This window comes from Pseudomonas sp. ABa2 (genome assembly GCF_056676075.1).
Genome location: NZ_CM155239.1, coordinates 1607031 through 1625483 on the forward strand (window position 1 = coordinate 1607031; position 18453 = coordinate 1625483).

17 protein-coding genes and 4 pseudogenes are annotated in these 18453 nt (G+C 61.2%); 7 read left to right on the plus strand and 14 right to left on the minus strand.

Annotated features, from left to right (window positions below; genetic code table 11):
- Positions 1–71: 71 nt before the first annotated feature.
- Genes AC1G9C_RS07850 through AC1G9C_RS07865 form a run of 4 tightly spaced genes read right to left on the minus strand, consistent with a single transcriptional unit; the run spans position 72 to position 2637 of the window.
- The gene (locus AC1G9C_RS07850; RefSeq protein ID WP_033985554.1) at positions 72–773 is read right to left on the minus strand and encodes a TraX family protein; all 702 of its coding nucleotides are present in this window, start codon (positions 771–773) and stop codon (positions 72–74) included.
- Positions 773–1213, minus strand: a complete 441-nt coding sequence (locus AC1G9C_RS07855; RefSeq protein WP_033985552.1) for a YqaA family protein — start codon at positions 1211–1213, stop codon at positions 773–775. The genes AC1G9C_RS07850 and AC1G9C_RS07855 overlap by 1 nt, the downstream gene beginning before the upstream one ends.
- Positions 1214–2335, minus strand: a complete 1122-nt coding sequence (locus AC1G9C_RS07860; protein ID WP_033985550.1) for a nickel/cobalt efflux protein RcnA — start codon at positions 2333–2335, stop codon at positions 1214–1216.
- A gap of 8 nt (positions 2336–2343) precedes the next feature.
- Entirely contained in the window at positions 2344–2637 is a 294-nt protein-coding gene (locus tag AC1G9C_RS07865) for a metal-sensing transcriptional repressor (RefSeq protein WP_003246772.1), read from the minus strand.
- 495 nt (positions 2638–3132) lie between these two features.
- Between AC1G9C_RS07865 and AC1G9C_RS07870 the strand changes: the two genes are divergently transcribed.
- Complete coding sequence (locus AC1G9C_RS07870; RefSeq protein WP_033985547.1) at positions 3133–3870, plus strand: HupE/UreJ family protein; 738 nt, start codon at positions 3133–3135, stop codon at positions 3868–3870.
- 12 nt (positions 3871–3882) lie between these two features.
- Positions 3883–4560, plus strand: a complete 678-nt coding sequence (locus AC1G9C_RS07875) for a hypothetical protein (protein ID WP_033985546.1) — start codon at positions 3883–3885, stop codon at positions 4558–4560.
- A gap of 383 nt (positions 4561–4943) precedes the next feature.
- On the opposite strand, the gene AC1G9C_RS07880 is transcribed toward AC1G9C_RS07875, so the two are convergent.
- Entirely contained in the window at positions 4944–5912 is a 969-nt protein-coding gene (locus AC1G9C_RS07880; protein ID WP_034011937.1) for a GlxA family transcriptional regulator, read from the minus strand.
- A gap of 191 nt (positions 5913–6103) precedes the next feature.
- Here AC1G9C_RS07880 and AC1G9C_RS07885 point away from each other — a divergent pair, with 191 nt between their 5' ends.
- Entirely contained in the window at positions 6104–6892 is a 789-nt protein-coding gene (locus tag AC1G9C_RS07885) for a cysteine hydrolase family protein (protein WP_101516799.1), read from the plus strand.
- A gap of 82 nt (positions 6893–6974) precedes the next feature.
- On the opposite strand, the pseudogene AC1G9C_RS07890 reads toward AC1G9C_RS07885, so the two are convergent.
- The 9 genes and pseudogenes from AC1G9C_RS07890 to AC1G9C_RS07930 form a co-directional block, all read right to left on the minus strand.
- Positions 6975–7097: pseudogene (locus AC1G9C_RS07890) on the minus strand (LysR family transcriptional regulator); the annotation flags it as partial.
- A pseudogene (locus AC1G9C_RS07895) lies at positions 7077–7286 on the minus strand (DUF4158 domain-containing protein); the annotation flags it as partial. The pseudogenes AC1G9C_RS07890 and AC1G9C_RS07895, both read right to left, overlap by 21 nt.
- 267 nt (positions 7287–7553) lie before the next feature.
- Positions 7554–7853 (minus strand): hypothetical protein, encoded by a 300-nt coding sequence (locus AC1G9C_RS07900; RefSeq protein WP_034011926.1) that lies wholly within the window; start codon positions 7851–7853, stop codon positions 7554–7556.
- Positions 7854–7960: 107 nt separating this feature from the next.
- On the minus strand, positions 7961–9016 hold the full coding sequence (virB11, locus tag AC1G9C_RS07905) for a P-type DNA transfer ATPase VirB11 (protein ID WP_034011925.1): 1056 nt from the start codon (positions 9014–9016) through the stop codon (positions 7961–7963).
- Positions 9000–9548 carry a type IV secretion system protein VirB10 gene (gene virB10 / locus AC1G9C_RS07910; RefSeq protein ID WP_071536831.1) on the minus strand — a complete coding sequence of 183 codons (549 nt, stop codon included), beginning with the start codon at positions 9546–9548 and terminating at the stop codon, positions 9000–9002. The genes virB11 and virB10 overlap by 17 nt, the downstream gene beginning before the upstream one ends.
- Before the next feature lie 47 nt (positions 9549–9595).
- The gene (locus tag AC1G9C_RS07915) at positions 9596–12562 is read right to left on the minus strand and encodes a Tn3-like element TnAs1 family transposase (RefSeq protein WP_043246808.1); all 2967 of its coding nucleotides are present in this window, start codon (positions 12560–12562) and stop codon (positions 9596–9598) included.
- Positions 12563–12565: 3 nt separating this feature from the next.
- A pseudogene (locus AC1G9C_RS07920) lies at positions 12566–13042 on the minus strand (recombinase family protein); the annotation flags it as partial.
- 490 nt (positions 13043–13532) lie between these two features.
- Positions 13533–14687 carry a glutathione S-transferase family protein gene (locus AC1G9C_RS07925; RefSeq protein WP_034011923.1) on the minus strand — a complete coding sequence of 385 codons (1155 nt, stop codon included), beginning with the start codon at positions 14685–14687 and terminating at the stop codon, positions 13533–13535.
- A 474-nt stretch (positions 14688–15161) separates the two neighbouring features.
- Positions 15162–15401 (minus strand): annotated as a pseudogene (locus AC1G9C_RS07930) (IS91 family transposase); the annotation flags it as partial.
- 80 nt (positions 15402–15481) lie between these two features.
- Between AC1G9C_RS07930 and AC1G9C_RS07935 the strand changes: the two are divergent.
- The 4 genes from AC1G9C_RS07935 (at position 15482) to AC1G9C_RS07950 (ending at position 18418) form a co-directional block, all read left to right on the plus strand.
- Entirely contained in the window at positions 15482–15934 is a 453-nt protein-coding gene (locus tag AC1G9C_RS07935; protein WP_034011932.1) for a transposase, read from the plus strand.
- The gene (gene tnpB, locus AC1G9C_RS07940) at positions 15931–16269 is read left to right on the plus strand and encodes an IS66 family insertion sequence element accessory protein TnpB (RefSeq protein ID WP_034011921.1); all 339 of its coding nucleotides are present in this window, start codon (positions 15931–15933) and stop codon (positions 16267–16269) included. Before AC1G9C_RS07935 ends, tnpB begins: the two co-directional genes overlap by 4 nt.
- Positions 16270–16273: 4 nt before the next feature.
- A complete protein-coding gene (gene tnpC, locus AC1G9C_RS07945) occupies positions 16274–17545 on the plus strand; it encodes an IS66 family transposase (protein ID WP_052168544.1) in 1272 nt (423 codons plus the stop codon).
- 135 nt (positions 17546–17680) lie between these two features.
- The gene (locus AC1G9C_RS07950) at positions 17681–18418 is read left to right on the plus strand and encodes a carbonic anhydrase (protein WP_034011920.1); all 738 of its coding nucleotides are present in this window, start codon (positions 17681–17683) and stop codon (positions 18416–18418) included.
- The last annotated feature ends 35 nt before the right edge of the window (positions 18419–18453 follow it).

The following is an 18453-nucleotide window of genomic DNA, read 5'->3' on the forward strand; positions in this document are numbered from 1 at the left end:
TATGTGATCTAGGTCACGCTCCGGATTATGGCAAAAGGCCTGCATTGAGCAAGGGAATTTTGATCGTTCGGTCAGAGAGCCACACGAAGCAACGCCAGCACCGCTAGATGGCCGGGGTAGAAGTAGTAACCCCAGCGCCCCACTGGCCATATGTGTTGGGTGATTTTCTGCCGCAATAGCCACAGGCCAACCAGCGGAGCCGCAAAGGTCGTGGCCATGGCCCACCAGGTGCCAAAGGGACCAGCTCCGATCCAGCCGTCACGGCTATTGGCCAACACGCTGAAGACTGCAGGTATGAGCCAGGTAATCCAGGGGCGCTGCACTGCCAGCACCATGGTCGCCGGCAGCAGGACGCCAAACGCGCCGTACATCAGCCGATCATGCAGCACTATCGAAACGGTCAGCGTGAATAGCCCCAGCACCAAGCCTGTACGATCGCTGTGATGGACGCTCCAAGCAACTATGAGCCCCAACATCAGTGTCGGCATCACATTCAGCGTATTGCTCATCTCGGACAGCGCCCGATACGGCATCTCGGATATGAGGCTGAAGGCCAGAATCCAACTCAAGTAGCGAAAGTTATTTTCGCTGTACAGATCTCCTGGGTGGGAACGCGACACATTGGCGGCGATGCCAAGGCAGAACAGCGGAAAGGCGAAGCGTCCAACCACGAAAAGCCATGCTGTTGCTTCGGGCCAGAGATAGCGCAGGTGGTCTATGACCATTGTCAGCATGGCGAGCCATTTGACGAGATCCAGGCTGGTCGAGCGCATTACCCCATGATCCCGAGGGTCACCACGGTGAGCACCAGGTATCGAGCCGCCTTGGCCAGCAGCACGATCAAAAAGAAGCTCCAGAAGGGTTCGCGCATGACACCGGCAATCAGGGTCAGCGGGTCGCCAATGATCGGTACCCAGCTCAGCAGCAGTGACCAACGGCCGTAGCGGTGGTAGGCCCGCTGCGCGCGGGCCAGCTTGTCGTCACTGACCGGGAACCAGCGTCTGTGCCGATAGCGCTCAATGTAGAGACCGAGCAGCCAGTTGAGCGCGGAACCCAGAACGTTTCCTGCCGTAGCCACCACCAACAGCATGACCACCGAGTAGTTGCCACTTATCAGCAGGCCGGTGAGCACTGCCTCGGACTGTGCAGGGATCAAAGTCGCGGCACTGAAGGCCGCGAGGAGTAGGCCCAGGTAGCCTGATAGCTCCCACATTTAGGCGGTCAGACCGATCCAGCCATGAACACCGACGTAGATACCGACCCCAATAATGAGCATGCTCGAGAGGTAGGGCGCGCGACGCGCGACCGCTCCCAGCCATGGCCACCGGTTGGAGGCCTGGCGAGCGCCCACCGCAGCAGCTACGCCGACGGATACCAGCGTCAACGCCAGGCCGACACTAAAGCACAGCACCAGAACAGCCCCGAGTGCGACTTCCTTCACCTGCAGGCATAGCAACAGCACCGTAATCGCGGCAGGACAGGGGATCAGTCCTCCGGTAAGGCCGAACAGGATGATCTGGCCTGTAGTGACGTTGCGGTTATTGAAGCGGTTGCGGATGTCGTTGGCGTGGGCTCGCTCATGGGCATCCTGGTATCCCTCCAGCGACAGCTCCAGGCCCTGCAGATCGGAATGGTCGTGGCCGTGGTCGTGCTCATGGAAATCGAGGTCATAGTCGTGCGAATGGCCCGCGTGGCCAAGGCTCAGACGCGCGGTGAACTGATGAGGCTCTGGAATTTCCGCGACCGATTCCAGGTATTCGCCGCGATGCACAAAGCGGAACAGCTGAGCTGTCCCATCAGGACGCGTCGTCGACAGATTCACGTCTTCTGCTGGCCAAGAGTGACCAGTCAGAGTGCGCAGACGCCAGCGCGGGGGAACCCCTTCCTCGAAGATCGAGAGTTCGATTCGCCCGTGTCCGGTATCGATTCGGCGAAGCTCGTCATGGTGGTGATCATGCGCATGATCACCTTCTTCGAAACGCCACATCTGTTCGCCACGCCAGGTTCGCCACAGCATCCAGAGCGCGATGGTGATGATGATCGCGGCGGACGCGAGCTGGAAATAGGGTTCAGTCGTTTCAGCATTCAGGTTCTGGCCCAGATACATGCCGCCCATGGCCACCAGCCAGACCACCGCGGTGTGCGAAATGGTTGCCGCCAGCCCCAGCAATACCGCCTGCTTCACGGTGCCGCGGATGGCTACGATGAAGGCCGCCATCATGGTCTTCGAGTGGCCTGGCTCCAGGCCATGCAATGCCCCTAGGAGGATGGCGCTGGGGAAGTACAGCCAGGCGTGAGACGCACCCTGCTGCAGCAATTCGGCAAAGCTCGACATGGTGATACCTACAGGTACTTCGTGATCTGCTTGAAGTCTTCAAGGGAGGTGCGCTCGCCAGTAGCGAGGGCGTCCATCGTGTGCTCCAGGCAGTGATCGATGTGATCTTGAATCAGAGTGCGCTTGGCCTGGCATACGGCCTTCTCCACGGCATGCAGCTGCTGCGCGATATCCACGCACTCACGGCCATCCTCGATCATGGTGATGATGCTGCGCAGATGGCCCTCGGCGCGTTTCAGGCGCTTCATGACATCGCTGTGGCTTTGGTGTCGGTGGCCATGGCTGTGTTCGTGATCGCTCATGCCTTGAGTCCTATGCCTCGATGATTTACGCTCGCATCCTATCCCCCCTGGGGGGATACGGTCAAACGACCCTGTTGGTCCTTTGCAAGCTGCAAGACATAGGAAAATGGCTCGCCGTAGTGCCTCGAAGAAACCCGTTATCGCATTGATACTGGCCTTGCTATTGGCCTGGGTAGGGCATTCGCTGGCCGCCATCAAAGCACCGCTGATACCGGGGGATTACTCTGGCGCTGTGTCCCATGGTCATTCCCATGACGTGGACGCGCCGGCATTCCCGAGCCACAAACATGCAGCTGACCATAGCCATGAGATCCCCTATCTCGGGTCGGCGTTGACACTACTGTCACGCCCCGAGCGGGAAACCCCTCCCAGCTCGTTGCGGGCAATTGTCCCTGAAGTGCCGATCTACCTGATCGAACGGCCACCACGCTCTAGGTTCGTGCTCTGAAACCGGCCGCCTCGCGGCCCCAGACCACTACAGCCTAGGAAATCGTTATGAATTCGCTTCCCCTAAGCAGGGCAACGGCGCTGATCGCACGCCTGCGTCGATCACTCTTTCTGCCCTTGCTTACCCTCGCTCTACTGATGGCAGTCATGCCTGAGGCGCTGGCCCACGGAGTTCCCGAAGGAGACAAGGGCTTCATCCAGGAAAGTACCGGCGTGATGTTGGTGCCCTTCATCTACATGGGTGCCAAACACATGATCACCGGCTACGACCATCTGCTGTTCCTGTTCGGCGTGATCTTCTTTCTCTACCGTCTGAAGGACGTAGGGCTGTACGTCACGCTGTTCGCAGTTGGCCATTCGATCACTCTGCTCTTTGGAGTGCTTAGCAACATCAGCATCAGCTCGTATGTGATCGACGCGATCATCGGCTTTTCGGTCGTGTACAAGGCCCTGGATAACCTCGGCGCCTTCCAGCGCTGGTTTGGGTACCAGCCCGATACCCGCGCAGCAACGCTGATCTTCGGCCTGCTTCATGGTTTCGGTCTGGCCACCAAGATCCAGGAGTTCGAGATTTCTCCTGATGGCCTGATCGCCAACCTGATTGCCTTCAACGTAGGTGTCGAGATCGGCCAGCTACTGGCCCTTGGCGGCATTCTCATTCTGATGGGCTACTGGCGACGTACTGCCAGCTTCTGGCGCCATGCCTACACCGCCAACGTTGCCATGATGAGCGCCGGCTTCTTGCTCATGGGCTACCAGATCACCGGCCTGATCGTCTCTCAGTAAGGAATTCTTTTTATGTTCAATACCAAGCTTCCGACCCTCAACGAACTCCCCTCGACAGCACAGCTACTGCGCTCCACGATCATCGCGGCAATCATTGCCTGCGTGCTTCTGGTTACCGTGGTGATGCCTTCGGAGTATGCGATCGATCCCACTGGCGTGGGCCGAGCACTGGGTCTCACACAGATGGGTGAGGTGAAGATCCAGCTGGCTGAAGAGGCCCGCGCCGATGAGGCCGCAGCTCAGACGCCAACTCCGCTGCCAGCTGAAAATATCGCCGCAGCACCTGCAGCCCCTGCCACTACCCCGGCCACTCCTGCCGAGGTCATTCCCGCTCCGGAGCAACCGGCTGCGCCTGAGCAGGCTGCCCTGCAGCATGAAATGAGCATCACCTTGAGCCCGAACCAGGGCGCCGAAGTGAAGCTGGAAATGAAGCAAGGTGCCAAGGTGAACTACAGCTGGACTGCCAATGGCGGCGTCGTTAACTACGATACCCACGGCGATCCTTACAACGCGCCGCGCGACTTCTATCACGGCTACGGGAAGGGACGCTCAACGCCAGAAGATACAGGTGTTCTGGAGGCCGCATTCGATGGCAAGCACGGTTGGTTCTGGCGTAATCGCACTAGCAAACCGGTGACCGTCACCCTGCGAACTCAGGGCGACTACATCAGCATCAAACGCGTGATCTGACGCTTCGTCAGGCAGCCCTACCCGGGGCTGCCACTCACTGTCCGCTGCTGGCCGATTGCAGCCGGTGACAGCGGGCAACTATCGGCCAGAAGCAGTCATCCATGGGTGACAGCAATCGGCTCTGGATTCAACAGGTGAACACAACCAGATTCATAATCGCCGGTGGTGTTTCATTTCGCCTACGATTGATTGGCGTGAAATGTCCTGATTTCGTCTGCCTCAGGCATTTCTGGCAATGTGCAGCATGGCTAACCTCGTAACCTCCTAAACCGCTGAGGAATGCCACAATGTCCGCTCAGAAAACTGCACTCATTGTCATCGACGTACAAGAGTCGTTTCGCGCTGCTTCACGCATTAATCGGTGCCCGGGCATTGCGCCTGACTCATACCCTGGAACCATCGAGTTTTGCCTGTCGGCTACTGCGCCGCAGCTCTTGTGGCGTGCGTCCGACCACACGCATGAAACTGCGAAGCATGTGATCGGCATCGCCGAATCCGCAGCGCCTGGCTATCCCCTCGAACGTCTGGTTGCTGTCCTCAACCAACGGCCGTGCCGACTCAATACGTAGACGTTCGACCGCTTTGGAGGGCGTCACGCCGATAGCCGCCGCAAACACGCGGCCAAACTGGCGCACGCTCATATTGGCAACGTCGGCCAGACGTTCAACGGGCAAATCTTCATGCAGGTGATCGCGCGCATACGTGAGCACCGCACGGATTCGGTCCGAGCCCGGGTCAAAATCCAGCAACGAAGAAAACTGGTACTGCCCCCCTGGCCGCTGATAATAAACCACCAGCATGCGCGCGACGGACCGCGACACTTCCTTGCCCAGGTCTTGCTCAATCATGGCCAGGGTCATATCGATACCCGCCGACATGCCCGCGGACGTCCAGACATTGCCGTCTTCGGTCCAGATTCTGTCTCCATTGACCTGCAGCAACGGGTATCGCGCTTGCAACTGCGGCGCATAGTTCCAGTGGGTGGTGGCCACGCGGCCATCGAGCAAACCGCTCTCGGCAAGCAAAAAGGCGCCCGTACACACACTCGCCGTGCGACGTGAGTTCGCGGATATCTGCCGTATGATCGCGGCCAATGAGGGCATCCTGTCATCGATCGGCGCGGTTGGCGCGCCGACAATGATGAGCGTATCGAAGCGCTCGACAGCCTGTATCGCTTCAGTTGCAATCTGCAGCCCACTCGACGCTTCGATCAATCCGCCCTCCAGTGAGGCAATGGTGAATCGATAGCTTGAGGGACGTCCACGATTGGCGTTACTGAAGGCTTCGAGCGGGCCGCTCAGATCAAGCAGGACAAAGCCTGAGTAAACCAGAAAACAGATATGACGCTGCATGAACGAAACGCCCGAAGTCCGAGTGATGGCGTCATGGTACGCGGTTGCCACCTCTAAGGTCATCACAGTTGTCATGCCGCTGGCGCACGCCAGGTGCCGCGCTTCTTGTCCGAAAGCCAAGGAAAAATGTCCATTGCGCCGGGACCTCGCAACGTACCTTGAATGCACTAAACATGCATGAGGACTTGCAAATGACCTTCAACATTCGTCCCGGTAAATTTCTCGCCTGCGCCCCGTTGCTGGCCGCGTTACTGATGGCCCCCGGCATGGGCAACGCCGCCGAAGACCCGTATGCTGACCCGGTCAAGCCGGCGCTCCCGGCTTCCACTTTCGAGTGGGATTCCAGTCGCACCGCTTTGGTGGTGATCGACCCGCAGATCGACTTCATGAGTAAAGACGGTGCCGGCTGGGCGGTCTTCGGTGAGAGCGTCACCGAGCAAAAACTGGTGCCGCACCTGAACCAACTGTTCAAAGCGTTCAAGCAGGCCGGAGCAACCGTAGCCATCTCACCCCACTACTACTATCCCCACGATCACAAATGGGAGTTTGAGGCGCCAGCAGAGTCCGTGCAGCACAAGCTCGGGCTGTTCGATCGCAAAGGTGCCTTGACGCTCGATGGGTTCCGTAACTCGGGGGCCGATTTCATGCAGGAGTTCAAGCCCTTCATCGAAGACGGCAAGACCATCATCGCCTCACCACACAAGTTGTACGGACCGCAAAGCAACGACCTGATGCTGCAATTGCGCAAACAGCGCATCGACAAAATCGTCCTGGCCGGCATGGCCTCCAACCTGTGCGTTGAGTCGCACCTTCGTGAGTTCCTCGAACGGGGTTTTGAAGTCATCGTCGTGCGTGATGCGGTGGCCGGACCGAAGCTGCCTGATGGCGACGGATACGGTAGCGCGTTGGTCAACTTCCGCTATATCGCCAACGGTGTGATGACTACCGACGAAGTGGTGAAAAAACTCGAAGGGCGGTAATCCTGATAAAGAATGTTCACACCCACGTTCACATCCATATACGGGAGCTCCAGCAGCTCCCGTCTCGATCGGCCAATAGCGATCACTTCGAATCGCTCAGAACAGCCTCCAGCCGGTCGAGAAAGACCCTCACACGATTGGGCACCTGTTGGCGGGTTGGAAGCACAGCCGAGATGAAGAGTTGTTCAGGGGTTGCGTCTTCCAGTTCCACCAGATAGTGCAGTTGCTGAAACACCTTTAACTGGACTGCCAGCCCAATCGAGAGCGCTGGACTCTTAGCGGTGTTGTTGACCCATTCGATCTCTGAATCAGACAGGGAATAGCTTCGATGAAGCTCCTTGGCTGGTAGCTGACTGGGCAAGACCGGATAGGCTGTTCTTTCCACCGATGCCATTGAGCACACCCCACAAGCAAGGCAAAAGCATCAGCATAGACGTCTAGCCAGACGGTGGTTGGTCAGTAAGTCATAAGATCCAGAATGACCTTTTAAATCATTGGCTTACAGAGCGAATGTCCTAATTTTTGCCTTATCTCGGCATAACCCCAGAAACAACCACAACACAGACGACGACAAGCAAAAGCACGGTAGGCAGTGCCTCGATAGAACGCGCCTGTGCTTCAGGCCCGAATGCGCCCGAAATGGCGCAGCCAGCGCACGAAATCATAGATTCGACTCCAGATGCCCGCTGGCAGCGAGAGAGGCGGCAGCAGCGGCTGCGCCTTGCTTGCGATGAATGGCAGCAACGGCGCTGATGGCGCTGCCAATCTCGGAAGCGTCGTAGCGGTCGGGATGGGCGACCGTCATAGGGACGTTGTGCATAGCGTCGGCAAGCGCGCCTATGGCGTTCAAGCGGTCGGCTGGGGAGCCTTGGGCACGGGCGAGAGAGCGAATCTGCGCCAGGGTCTGACCAAGAACGTGCAGCGCACGAACCTGGTTTGCGTCGAGAGCTGGGTTATTCATTGGTGCCTCCTGGTCATGCTGAAAAAATGGTGCTCGGATGCCCCGAGCTGCCCACCACTAAGCAGGTGGCGCAACCGTTAGGCCAAAGGCGAACGGCTTCCTTTCCGTCAGCGCATTTGCTCTTTGGCAAACACGGGGTCATAGAACACTTCGCAGAGCTTCCGGTCGGAGAAGTACAGCACCACGTCAATCGTGCTGAAGAGCGTCCGGTTGATCATATCCAGATCGAGCACGCGCCCGACCTCAGACTGTTTGATCAAGGTGCCGACACGCTGGAAGGTCTGGATAGCGTTGTTCGCGTGCGTAGTGGTGATCGAACCAGGGTGCGCCGTGTTGAGGCTGCCCAGGTACTCCCATGCTTCATCGCCGCGCAGCTCAGCCAGAAAGATTCGATCCGGCGACTGACGCATGCAGGAACGCAGCGCTTCGACCGCAGAGACGCGGCCCTTGCCGTACCCATAAATCATGTGAACGCGGTTCGGGTGATTCTCCAGGAACAGTTCGTGAACGTCCTCGATGGTGACTAGGCGCTCACTGTTGGGCACGCGCTCAATCAGCGACCTGGCGAACGTGGTTTTGCCCGATCCAGTCTTGCCCGCAATGATGATGTTTCGGTGCGACTGGACGCACAGGTCGAGGAAGTCACGCATGCGACCTTCGCGCTTCAAGGCCAACAGCTCGGCCTCGGCAGGCGTCAGGCGAGTGAAGTCGCGCTTCAGCACCAGGGCTGCCGCCTCGGCAGCCGTTGGCTTGTTGAAACTCACGTCATCGAAGGACTCGAAAGCACCCTCGGCGTCCAGCTCATCGAGCGTCTTGACCACCAGCGAATGCTTTCGGATGGAAAGCGACAGCGTGTCGTCGATGCAGGCAGGCGGCAGGACAATCTGGCCGCGTTGCCCGCCTGGCAGCACCACAGACGTGATGCTGGCCAGGGAAATGCCGTTGAACACGGCGATAGCGTTCGCCAGGCTCTTGAGGTAGGGCATGGTCAGCTCGGGAACCTTGACAGGTTCCCAGCCTTGAAAGGTTTTTGCCCACAGCTCGCCGGGGCGATTGATAGTGACCTCGACCACATCACCACGCTCCAGGTGCGGCACGATAGGCCGCATGAGCTGATTAACCGTGGCGTCGCGCCCAAGGGCTAAGCTAGTTGCTGCGTTCAAGGTTATATACTCCGCTGAAATCAAGGTCGCGTGCGACGAAGATTTGCAACCGCTCGCCCTGGTTCTTGTACAGGGTCGGCGGGATGTTAATAGTGTTTTCGAGCGCGGTAGCGGCCATATCCTGGCTACTATCCGAAGTGTTATCGAAGGTGATCCGGTCTGAATCGCCCTGCGACGCCTTGTTAGACAGGAAGTCGCCCACATCGCCAATCATGCTCAACATGATTGCCCCGCCGAAACGCTTCCAGAAATGGGTATCCACCCAGCCACCTAGACCGCCTTCGCCAAGTGGGCCAGCGCCTGGCGAATCGAGGTTGATAACGACGCCGGTAGGCGTTTCAACCCGCGTCCACAGGACGAAGATTCGCGCCTGGCCCTGAGTCATGCCGCCCTGGTACTGGCCGACGACCTTGGAGCCACGATCCAGCAGCACAACGCGGCCATTGGTCGAGTAAATGTCCCGAGTTGTGTAGCAGGTAGTCATGCCGGGCACAGTGGAAACGATCTTGGTTTCGAGCTGGCAGTCCAGCATAGAGCCCTGGGTTAGGGGCGAATAGAGAAAACGGAAAAAATCGTACGCTAAGGTTTTCCGGGCAACCGTAGCGGCCTGAACTTCCCGTCTTCAAGCCGGCGGCTCTGCCGCCAGACGTAATCGCCGGTTAGGTTGATGTGTTCCCAACCCAGCGGCGACAGGTATTGCAGCAGCTCGCCGTCCACCGGCTTACCAGCCTCGACCAGCCCCTGGGTGGCGCGTTCCAGATACACTGTGTTCCACAGCACGATAGCCGCCGTCACCAGGTTGAGGCCGCTGGCCCGATAGCGCTGCTGCTCGAAGCTCCGATCCCTGATCTCACCGAGGCGGTTGAAGAACACCGCCCTGGCCAGGGAGTTGCGCGCTTCCCCCTTGTTCAATCCGGCATGCACGCGGCGGCGCAGCTCGACGCTCTGCAACCAGTCGAGGATGAACAGCGTGCGCTCGATCCGGCCCAGCTCGCGCAGGGCCACGGCCAGGCCGTTCTGGCGCGGATAGCTGCCGAGCTTGCGCAGCATCAGCGAGGCGGTGACCGTGCCCTGCTTGATCGAGCTGGCCAGGCGCAGGATGTCGTCCCAATGGGCGCGGACGTGCTTGATGTTCAGGGTGCCGCCGATCAGCGGGCGCAGCGTCGGGTAGGCCTGCACGACCTGCGGCACGTACAGTTTGGTTTCGCCGAGGTCGCGGATGCGTGGCGCGAAGCGGAAGCCCAGCAGGTGCATCAGGGCAAAGACGTGATCGGTGAAGCCGGCCGTGTCGGTGTAGTGCTCCTCGATCCGTAGATCGGACTCGTGGTACAGCAAGCCGTCGAGCACATAGGTGGAATCGCGCACGCCGACATTCACCACGCGGGTGCTGAACGGCGCGTACTGGTCGGAGATGTGGGTGTAGAACAGCCGTCCCGGCTCGCTGCCGTACTTCGGGTTGACGTGCCCGGTGCTTTCGCCCCGGCCGCCTGCGCGGAAGCGCTGGCCATCGGAGGATGAGGTGGTGCCGTCGCCCCAGTGGGCGGCGAAGGCATGGTGGTACTGGTGGTTGACCAGCTCGGCCAGGGCCGCCGAGTAGGTTTCGTCGCGGATGTGCCAGGCTTGCAGCCAGGACAGCTTGGCGTAGGTCAGGCCGGGGCTCGACTCGGCCATCTTGGTCAGCCCGAGGTTGATCGCATCACCGAGGATTGCGGACAGCAGCAACGTCCGGTCTTTGGTCTCGGCACCGTCCTTCAGGTGGGTGAAGTGGCGGCTGAAGCCCGTCCAGTCGTCCACGTCCATCAGCAGTTCGGTGATCTTGATGCGCGGCAGCAACTGGCTGGTCTGGTCGATCAGCGCCTGCGCCCGATCCGGCACCGCAGAATCCAGTGGGGTGATCTTCAGCCCGGACTCGGTGAGGATGGCATCGGGCAACTCGTTGTCCTTGGCCAGGCGGGTGACGATGGCCAACTGCTCGTCCAGCAGCTGTAAACGCTCTTCCAGGTACTGGTCGCTGTTCGGGTTGATCGCCAGGGGCAGGGCCTGCTCGTGCTTGAGCGCGGCGAACTTCTCTGCCGGCAGCAGATAGTCGTCGAAGTCGCGGAACTGCCGCGAGCCTTTGACCCAGATGTCGCCGGAGCGCAGGGCATTTTTCAGTTCGGACAGGGCGCAGATTTCGTAGAAGCGCCGGTCGAGGCCTTCCGGGGTGATCACCAGCGGCTTCCAGCGCGGCTTGATGAAGTCTGTGAGCGCATCGGCCGGCACCTTGCGCAAGTTGTCGGCGTTCATCTCGCGCAGGGTCTGCACGGCTGCCAGCACGCCTTGCGCGGCCGGTGCGGCGCGCAGTTCCAGTACCTCCAGCAGGGCCGGCGTGTAGCGGCGCAGGGTGGCGAAGTTCTCGCCGACCAGGTGCAGATGATCGAAGCCCTCCGGCCGGGCCAGCAGCTCGGCCTCGCTGACGCTCTCGGTGAACTCATCCCAGGGAATCACCGCCTCGATGGCCGCGTAGGGATCGCTGCCGCTTTCCTTGGCTTCCAGCAGAGCCTGGCCGATTTTTGAGTACAGGCGCACCTTGTCGTTGATCGCCTTGCCCTGCTTCTGGAACTGCTGCTGATGCTTGTGCTTCGCGCTGCTGAACAGCTTGACCAGGATACGGTCATGCAAATCGACCAGTTCATCAATCACGGTCGCGGTGCTCTCCAGCACCACGGCGGCCAGGGTCGCGTAACGTCGCTGCGGCTCGAACTTGCCGAGGTCTTTGGGCGTCATCTGCCCACCCTCGCGGGCCAGCTTGAGCAGGCGGTTCTGGTGGATGTGCCGGCCCAGGCCTTCGGGCAAGTCCACCAGCTGAAATGTCTTCAGCCGCTCGATGTGTTCAAGCATGTGCCGGGAGTTGGGTTTCAGCGGTGCCTGTCGCAGCCAGGTCAACCAGGTGATGCTGCTGCCGGCCTTGAGCTTCAACAGCTCGTCCAGCTTGGCCCGATGCGAGTCCGTGAGTGGTTCGACCAGGGCGCGGTAGACCCGCCGATTGGCCCGCGCAATGGCCTCCGAGCAGGCCCGGTCGATCACGCTCAGCGCCGGCAGGATGCGCCGCTTCTGCCGCAGGCTCTCCAGCGCCTGACCGGCCAGCAGCAAGCTCTTGTCGGTTTGCTGGGCCAGCTCGGTCAATTCGCGCACCAGGACGCGGAAGTCCGACAGGCCGAATGGAGCCAGTTGCAGGTAGGTGCGCAGTTCCTGGGCGTGCTCGCGGCGAGTCACGTCCCGCTCGCCGTACTTCGCCCAGCTCGCCGGCTCGGCCTGAACCTGCTTGGCCACCCACAGGATGACCGGCTCGGGCAGCTCGCTGTCGGTGCCCAGCGCATAGCCGGGGTAGCGCAGCAGGCAGAGCTGCACCGCGAAGCCCAGGCGGTTGGCGTCGCCGCGCCGCTGACGGATCAGCGACAGGTCGGAATCGTTGAAGGTGTAGTAGCGGATCAGGTCATCCTGGCTTTCCGGCAACGCAAGCAGGGTGTCCCGCTCCGTGGCCGAGAGGATCAAGCGACGCGGCATGTATCAGTCGTCCGTGCGGAGGTACTGGTAGAGGGTTTCCCGGCTGATGTTGAACTCGCGGGCAAGCTGCGCCTTGGGCTCGCCGGCAGCCGCCCGCTGCCGCAGGGTAGCAGCCTGCTCGTCGGACAGGGCCTTCTTGCGGCCCCGGTACGCGCCGCGCTGCTTGGCCAGGGCGATGCCTTCGCGCTGCCGCTCACGGATCAGGGCGCGCTCGAACTCGGCGAAGGCCCCCATGACCGACAACATGAGGTTGGCCATCGGCGAGTCCTCGCCGGTGAACACCAGGCCCTCCTTCAGGAACTCGATGCGCACGCCGCGCTGAGTCAGCTTCTGTACCAAGCGACGCAGGTCATCGAGGTTGCGGGCCAGCCGATCCATGCTGTGCACCACCACTGTATCGCCTTCGCGGACGAAGCTCAGCAGCGCTTCGAGCTGGGGGCGCTGGGTGTCCTTGCCCGATGCCTTGTCGGTGAACACCTTGCTCACCTTGGCAAACGCTTTGCGCACGAAGGGCTTGGGGGTGTAAGCGGTGCATTGATACCTGTTGGGCTTCGCGTGGCTCAACCCAATCTACCGGTAATTCATGGATGCATGATGCCGAGTCAATAAGTCCGTATTGTAGGTTGGGTTGAGCCGCCTTGCGGCGAAGCCCGACAAAGCGGTGCATTGATACCTGTTGGGCTTCGCGTGGCTCAACCCAACCTACCGCGGTAATTCGTGGATGCAGGATGGGCAGTAAGCCGGTACAGGGAAGTTGGCCTTGGCGGGCTGTCGCTACGCGCCGAGGCCACCCTCCACGCGCGCTGCCCGCAACATTCAACTGGCCCCGGCCAGTGCGCGAACATAGCATGCAGGCGTTCCGCTGAACCCTTGAAGTGCCGGGGGTTACTCAGATACCCGCTGTGGCCAGCGCCTGGCGCAATATCCTCCTGCATGACGCAGGTTTGTGATTGCCCGGCTGGCTGCAAGGCTATTGCAGGACGAGGTTGTAGTTCTCCCGCTTCATCTGCCGGGCCAGCTGCAAGGCCATGACCGGCTCACCGCCGGTACGCTTGAGCAGTTCGGCTACACGCTGCTGCGCCGCACCGGACAGACCGTTGGCCGCTGCCTGGGCTTTGGCGAATAGCCACAGACCGTGTGGCGCACTGGCGCGCTGGATTTTGCAGCCACGCCACTGATACTCGACCATGCCGACGGTGGGATGAATCTTGCGCTCCTGGGCTATATGCGTCGGAGTGCCTGCAGGCAGTCCCTGGCTCCAGGCATTGAATGCCCCGGCATCCGCCGCCAGCAGAGTGCCCCAGTCCTTGAACAGCAGCGCCAGAACCGGCTCCAGGGTGGCCGGAAGCGCATCGTCGGGCAGCCAGGCTTCAGCACGGTCGGGAAACTCGACATCGCCGATACCGGCAAGGTTCATGCGTTCGGTCCAGCGGAAGACATTCGGTGCACGATTTTTCATCAGCGCGGACGGGTAGGGGTCGCGGCCGAGGTGAGCAAACAGCGGGGCCATAAAGCCGAAGTCGGCAATGCTCGGGTGACCACCGAGCAGGTACGGATGGCTGAGAAAGTGAATGTCCAGCGCATCCAGCAGCGCCTCATAGGCGGCCTCATGTGCCGGGATGCTTTGCGGAGTCACACCGAGGAAAGGCAGAAAGGAATTGAAGTAGCTCATCATCTGCGCGCCTGCAGCCAGACGCTCATCACGGTTGTTGCCGGCGTGCACGCTGCGGCCGAATTCGGCGCGCAGGAATTGTTCCTGCTCGGCGCGGTAGGACCAGCGATAGTGCATGGCGGCGGCCAGCAGGCCCTCGGAACCAAAGCCGTCCAGCAGCAGTGCGGTTACCCGCTGAACCGGCGAGGTCGGCAGCATCGGGCGTGCGGGAAAGGCTTGCTCCAGATGGTCGATCATGTCGCTGGTATCCTGCACGATGGTGCCATCGGCCAGCTCCAGAATGGGTACTACCACGGCACCAACCACCGGTACGACTCGCTGCTGAAACGCCGGCTCAGCCGGCATGCGCTCGCGGAAGCTGATGCCTTTCTTGATCAGATACGAGCGAATCTTGCCGGTATACAGGGAGTGCGGCGTGCCCCACAGGGTGATGCATTGCTGGGAATCGGTCATGGCAGGTGTTCTCGGGTCGAGGTGGGAAGCTCAAGGCTCCGCTGAAACAGCAGGGTTTTGCGGAGCCACGAAGCGCGCAGGTTATGACTGACGCCGCTATTGTGGCGGTATGCAATGCCGGTTAGTGAATCACCCCCGTATCGTGCTGGCAAGTCGCTACAGGGTAGAGCTGTCACCGATTGATGACGCTGTGAGCTCCCTCAGACACAGACAGCCGCCAGCATCCAGCCGGGCTGCGACATCGCTTGCTGGGCAGTCTGCTGGCGCTGTGGTGAAATAGGACTTTACGGATAGGAAATTCAACCGCATGAGGCCAAGTATGGCACGAGTTTTGGGCCTCGAAACACGTTCGGCCAAGGAAGGTTGAGCGCTCGCTTGCCGCTCAATGGCAAGAGCTTGGGAGGCAGTATGCATTTGGGCCTGGCGCGCGCGCAGCTGCTTCCCCGCAGCGATGGATACCGCCGCTTCACTGGGTCACCAATTGACGCGCTGGTCTACCTCGTCGGGTTGAGCTGCCAGATCCCAATCCGGCTCGCCTTGCGCACCATCATCCACCGGCGCGTCGCAGCCCTCCCACAGCGGTGGCCCGCGTGCCGGGGTGATGTGCGGGGGGGCAGACTCCACCCCGATGTGGTTCAGGATGTGGCGGATTTCGGCGCTGTGGGTGATGAAGGCAATGATGCGCATCTGCCCACCGCACATGGGGCACAGCGTGAGCGACCAGCCATGCCCCCTTGAAGGAGCTGGATAGCTCCGAGACGATGGTGTCCAGCAATGTGAATTGGTGGACAGCAATGGAACACAAGGACAAGACTCGGCGAGTGCACGACGCCGAGTTCAAGGCGAAGGTGCTGGGCGAATGCCGACAGCCTGGAGCGTCGATCGCGGCAGTGGCGCTCAGGCATGGGCTGAACGCGAACGTGGTGCGTCAGTGGCTGGCGGGTCGGGGAGTCAAGCGGGCAGGCCTGCTGGGATCTGGGTGTGAGGTGCCGGCGGCGGCGTCAGCACCCATGGCCTCGGGCAACCCGGCGCCGGTGGTCGATGCCCAGTTCGTAGCGCTGGCCTTGCCAGCACCGGACAGGCCGCGGCCGAGCGCCGAAGGCCCTGGCATGGCGAACCCGAGCACGCCAGACATTCACATCGAGTGGCGCAGCGGCGCGGCCCGGCTGACGGTGAGCTGGCCGGCAGCGCAGGCCCAGGCGTGTGCGGCGTGGTTGTGCGAACTGGCCGCTGGGGTGACGAAGTGATCCGCATCGACGCGCTGTGGGCGTGCACGGCGCCAGTGGACATGCGAGCCGGGGCGGACCGGCTGCTGGCGTGTGTGGTGCAGACGCTGGGGGCGGCGCAGGCCCACCACGGCTACCTGTTCGCGAATGCGCGTGCCACACGCGTGAAGCTGATCGTCCATGACGGCTGGGGGGTGTGGTGCGCAGCCCGGCGACTCAACGCGGGGCACTTCGTGTGGCCGCGGGGGTTGGAGTCGAGCACCCCGCTGGCCCTGACGCAGGAGCAATTCGATGCGCTGATCGTGGGGCTGCCGTGGCAGCGACTGCACGAGCGGCGGGTGATCACCCGGGTGTGAGCGGATGCCGGAGGCGCAATTGCTGAAGTTGCCGATGGCGGGGCTGGCCTCGTGCGGGCAGCATGGGCGCATGCATGACATGGACGCGCTCCAGAGCCAGGACCTGAGGGGCCTGACGCCACAGGCCCTGGAGGCCCTGGCGCAGCGCATGCTGGTGCATGTCCAGCAGCAGGCGCGCGAGATTGCCCGGCGCGATGGCGAGATCGTGTGGCGGGACGCGAAGATCGAGAAGATCACGTTCGAGCTGGCGCGGCTCAAGCGCTGGAAGTTCGGCGCGCGCACCGAGGCGATGGATGCGCAGCAGCGACAGCTCTTCCTGGAGACGCTGGTCGAGGACGAGGCGGACCTGCAGGCGCAGCTCGCCGAGTTGCAGGCCCGGCAGTCGCCGCCGCCAGTCACTCCCGAGAAGGCGCCCCAGCCGCCGCGCCGGCAGGCGCTGCCCGAGCACCTGCGCCGGGTGGAGCATCACCACGAGCCGGCCGACACCCACTGCCCGGCGGTGGACTGCGGCGAGCCGATGACCCGGGTGGGCGAGGACGTCAGCGAGCGACTGGACATCGTGCCGGCGGAGTTCTTCGTGCACCGGCACATCCGGGGCAAGTGGGTCTGCCGGTGCTGCCAGCGCCAGGGCGTCGATCGCCTGGTGCAGGAGCCCGCCGAGCCGCAGATCATTGAGCGGGGCATCCCGGCGAGCGGACTGGTGGCGTACACGCTCATCAGCCGGTTCGCCGACCATGTGCCGTACTACCGGCAGGAGGCGATCAATGCCCGCTCGGGCGTGCACACCCCGCGCTCGACGCTGGCCGCGTGGGCCGGTCAGGCGGGCGCGGCGCTGCACCCGCTGTACGAGGCGCTCAAGCGCTTCGTGCTGGGCAGCGCGGTCGTGCAGGCCGACGAGACGACGGTGGACATGCTGGACCCGGGTGCAGGCAAGACCAGGAAAGCGTACGTCTGGGCCTATGCACGCGGGGAATTCGATCCCCGGCCCGGCGTGGTCTACGACTTCTGTCCGGGGCGGGGCAGCAAGTACCCGCTGGCCTTCCTGGGCGGGCTGCCCAGTCCACCCGGCAGCCAGGCCGACCGGCCCGCCGAGAGCCGGGATCCGCCCTGGAGCGGCACGCTCGTGTGCGACCGCTACGGCGGCTATGACTCGGTGCTCGACCCCAAGGTCTTCCCGCAGCGTGTCTCGGCGGCCTGTGCGGCGCACGCCCGACGCAAGTTCGACGAACTCGCCAAGTCGGGGTTTGGGGAGCAATGGAACCAAAAACCAACGTAAGCCTTACCACCTCCGCTCAGAGCCTTCTTCCTAGGCAATTCCCTCGATTGATCTTCCGTACTTTTCGAAAGTATTGCTTACGGCAATGTGCATCCGAGTTAATGTGGCCCAACACCACAATCTAGGAGCTGAACAATGAGCCAATCTGACCCGCAACACCCATCCCGCCGCATGCTGCTCAAGCGCGGAGCTGCCCTTTCCACATTGGCGATTACTGGAGTGGCCGGGTTAACTGTGCCTTCAGTGTCTTTTGCCGCAGCGCTTAGCAAAGAAGAGCGAGATAAAATGACGCCGGATGAGGTCATTGAAAGCCTGAAATCTGGCAATCTGCGTTTCCGTGAAGGCAAAATGCAGCAGCATGACTATTTGGCGCAAAAGCGCGCCAGTCAAAAGGGGCAGTATCCGTCAGCGGTAATTTTAAGCTGTATTGATTCGCGCGCTCCGGCGGAAATCCTGCTGGATGCCGGTATTGGTGAAACGTTTAACTGCCGTGTGGCTGGCAATGTGGAAAACGAAGACATTCTCGGCAGCATGGAATTTGCCTGTGCTCTGGCAGGGGCCAAGGTAATAGTGGTGATGGGGCATACCTCCTGTGGTGCGGTGAAGGGTGCCATTGCCAACGCCGAACTGGGAAACCTGACTGGATTGCTGAGCAAAATTAAACCGGCAATTACTGAAACGGCATACGCAGGTGAGCGTACGGCTGACAACTATGACTTTGTCGATTCCGTTGCCCGCACCAACATCAAGATGACGCTGGCCGATATCCGTCAACACAGCCCCACCCTGAATAAGCTCGAGCAGGATGGGAAAATAAAAATTGTAGGCGCTATCTATAAGCTTGTGGGTGGAGAGGTTGAGTTCTTTACCTGAGAATAAATAACCGTCAGCCTGGGCATGGCCGCTTT

What these genes read in the sequence shown, in the direction of transcription:
- AC1G9C_RS07850 (WP_033985554.1), bottom strand. Translation starts at nt 773, where the DNA reads ATGCGCTCGACCAGCCTGGATCTCGTCAAATGGCTCGCCATGCTGACA.
- AC1G9C_RS07855 (WP_033985552.1), bottom strand. Translation starts at nt 1,213, where the DNA reads ATGTGGGAGCTATCAGGCTACCTGGGCCTACTCCTCGCGGCCTTCAGT.
- AC1G9C_RS07860 (WP_033985550.1), bottom strand. Translation starts at nt 2,335, where the DNA reads ATGTCGAGCTTTGCCGAATTGCTGCAGCAGGGTGCGTCTCACGCCTGG.
- AC1G9C_RS07865 (WP_003246772.1), bottom strand. Translation starts at nt 2,637, where the DNA reads ATGAGCGATCACGAACACAGCCATGGCCACCGACACCAAAGCCACAGC.
- AC1G9C_RS07870 (WP_033985547.1), top strand. Translation starts at nt 3,133, where the DNA reads ATGAATTCGCTTCCCCTAAGCAGGGCAACGGCGCTGATCGCACGCCTG.
- AC1G9C_RS07875 (WP_033985546.1), top strand. Translation starts at nt 3,883, where the DNA reads ATGTTCAATACCAAGCTTCCGACCCTCAACGAACTCCCCTCGACAGCA.
- AC1G9C_RS07880 (WP_034011937.1), bottom strand. Translation starts at nt 5,912, where the DNA reads ATGCAGCGTCATATCTGTTTTCTGGTTTACTCAGGCTTTGTCCTGCTT.
- AC1G9C_RS07885 (WP_101516799.1), top strand. Translation starts at nt 6,104, where the DNA reads ATGACCTTCAACATTCGTCCCGGTAAATTTCTCGCCTGCGCCCCGTTG.
- AC1G9C_RS07900 (WP_034011926.1), bottom strand. Translation starts at nt 7,853, where the DNA reads ATGAATAACCCAGCTCTCGACGCAAACCAGGTTCGTGCGCTGCACGTT.
- virB10 (WP_071536831.1), bottom strand. Translation starts at nt 9,548, where the DNA reads ATGCTGGACTGCCAGCTCGAAACCAAGATCGTTTCCACTGTGCCCGGC.
- AC1G9C_RS07915 (WP_043246808.1), bottom strand. Translation starts at nt 12,562, where the DNA reads ATGCCGCGTCGCTTGATCCTCTCGGCCACGGAGCGGGACACCCTGCTT.
- AC1G9C_RS07925 (WP_034011923.1), bottom strand. Translation starts at nt 14,687, where the DNA reads ATGACCGATTCCCAGCAATGCATCACCCTGTGGGGCACGCCGCACTCC.
- AC1G9C_RS07935 (WP_034011932.1), top strand. Translation starts at nt 15,482, where the DNA reads ATGGAACACAAGGACAAGACTCGGCGAGTGCACGACGCCGAGTTCAAG.
- tnpC (WP_052168544.1), top strand. Translation starts at nt 16,274, where the DNA reads ATGCCGGAGGCGCAATTGCTGAAGTTGCCGATGGCGGGGCTGGCCTCG.
- AC1G9C_RS07950 (WP_034011920.1), top strand. Translation starts at nt 17,681, where the DNA reads ATGAGCCAATCTGACCCGCAACACCCATCCCGCCGCATGCTGCTCAAG.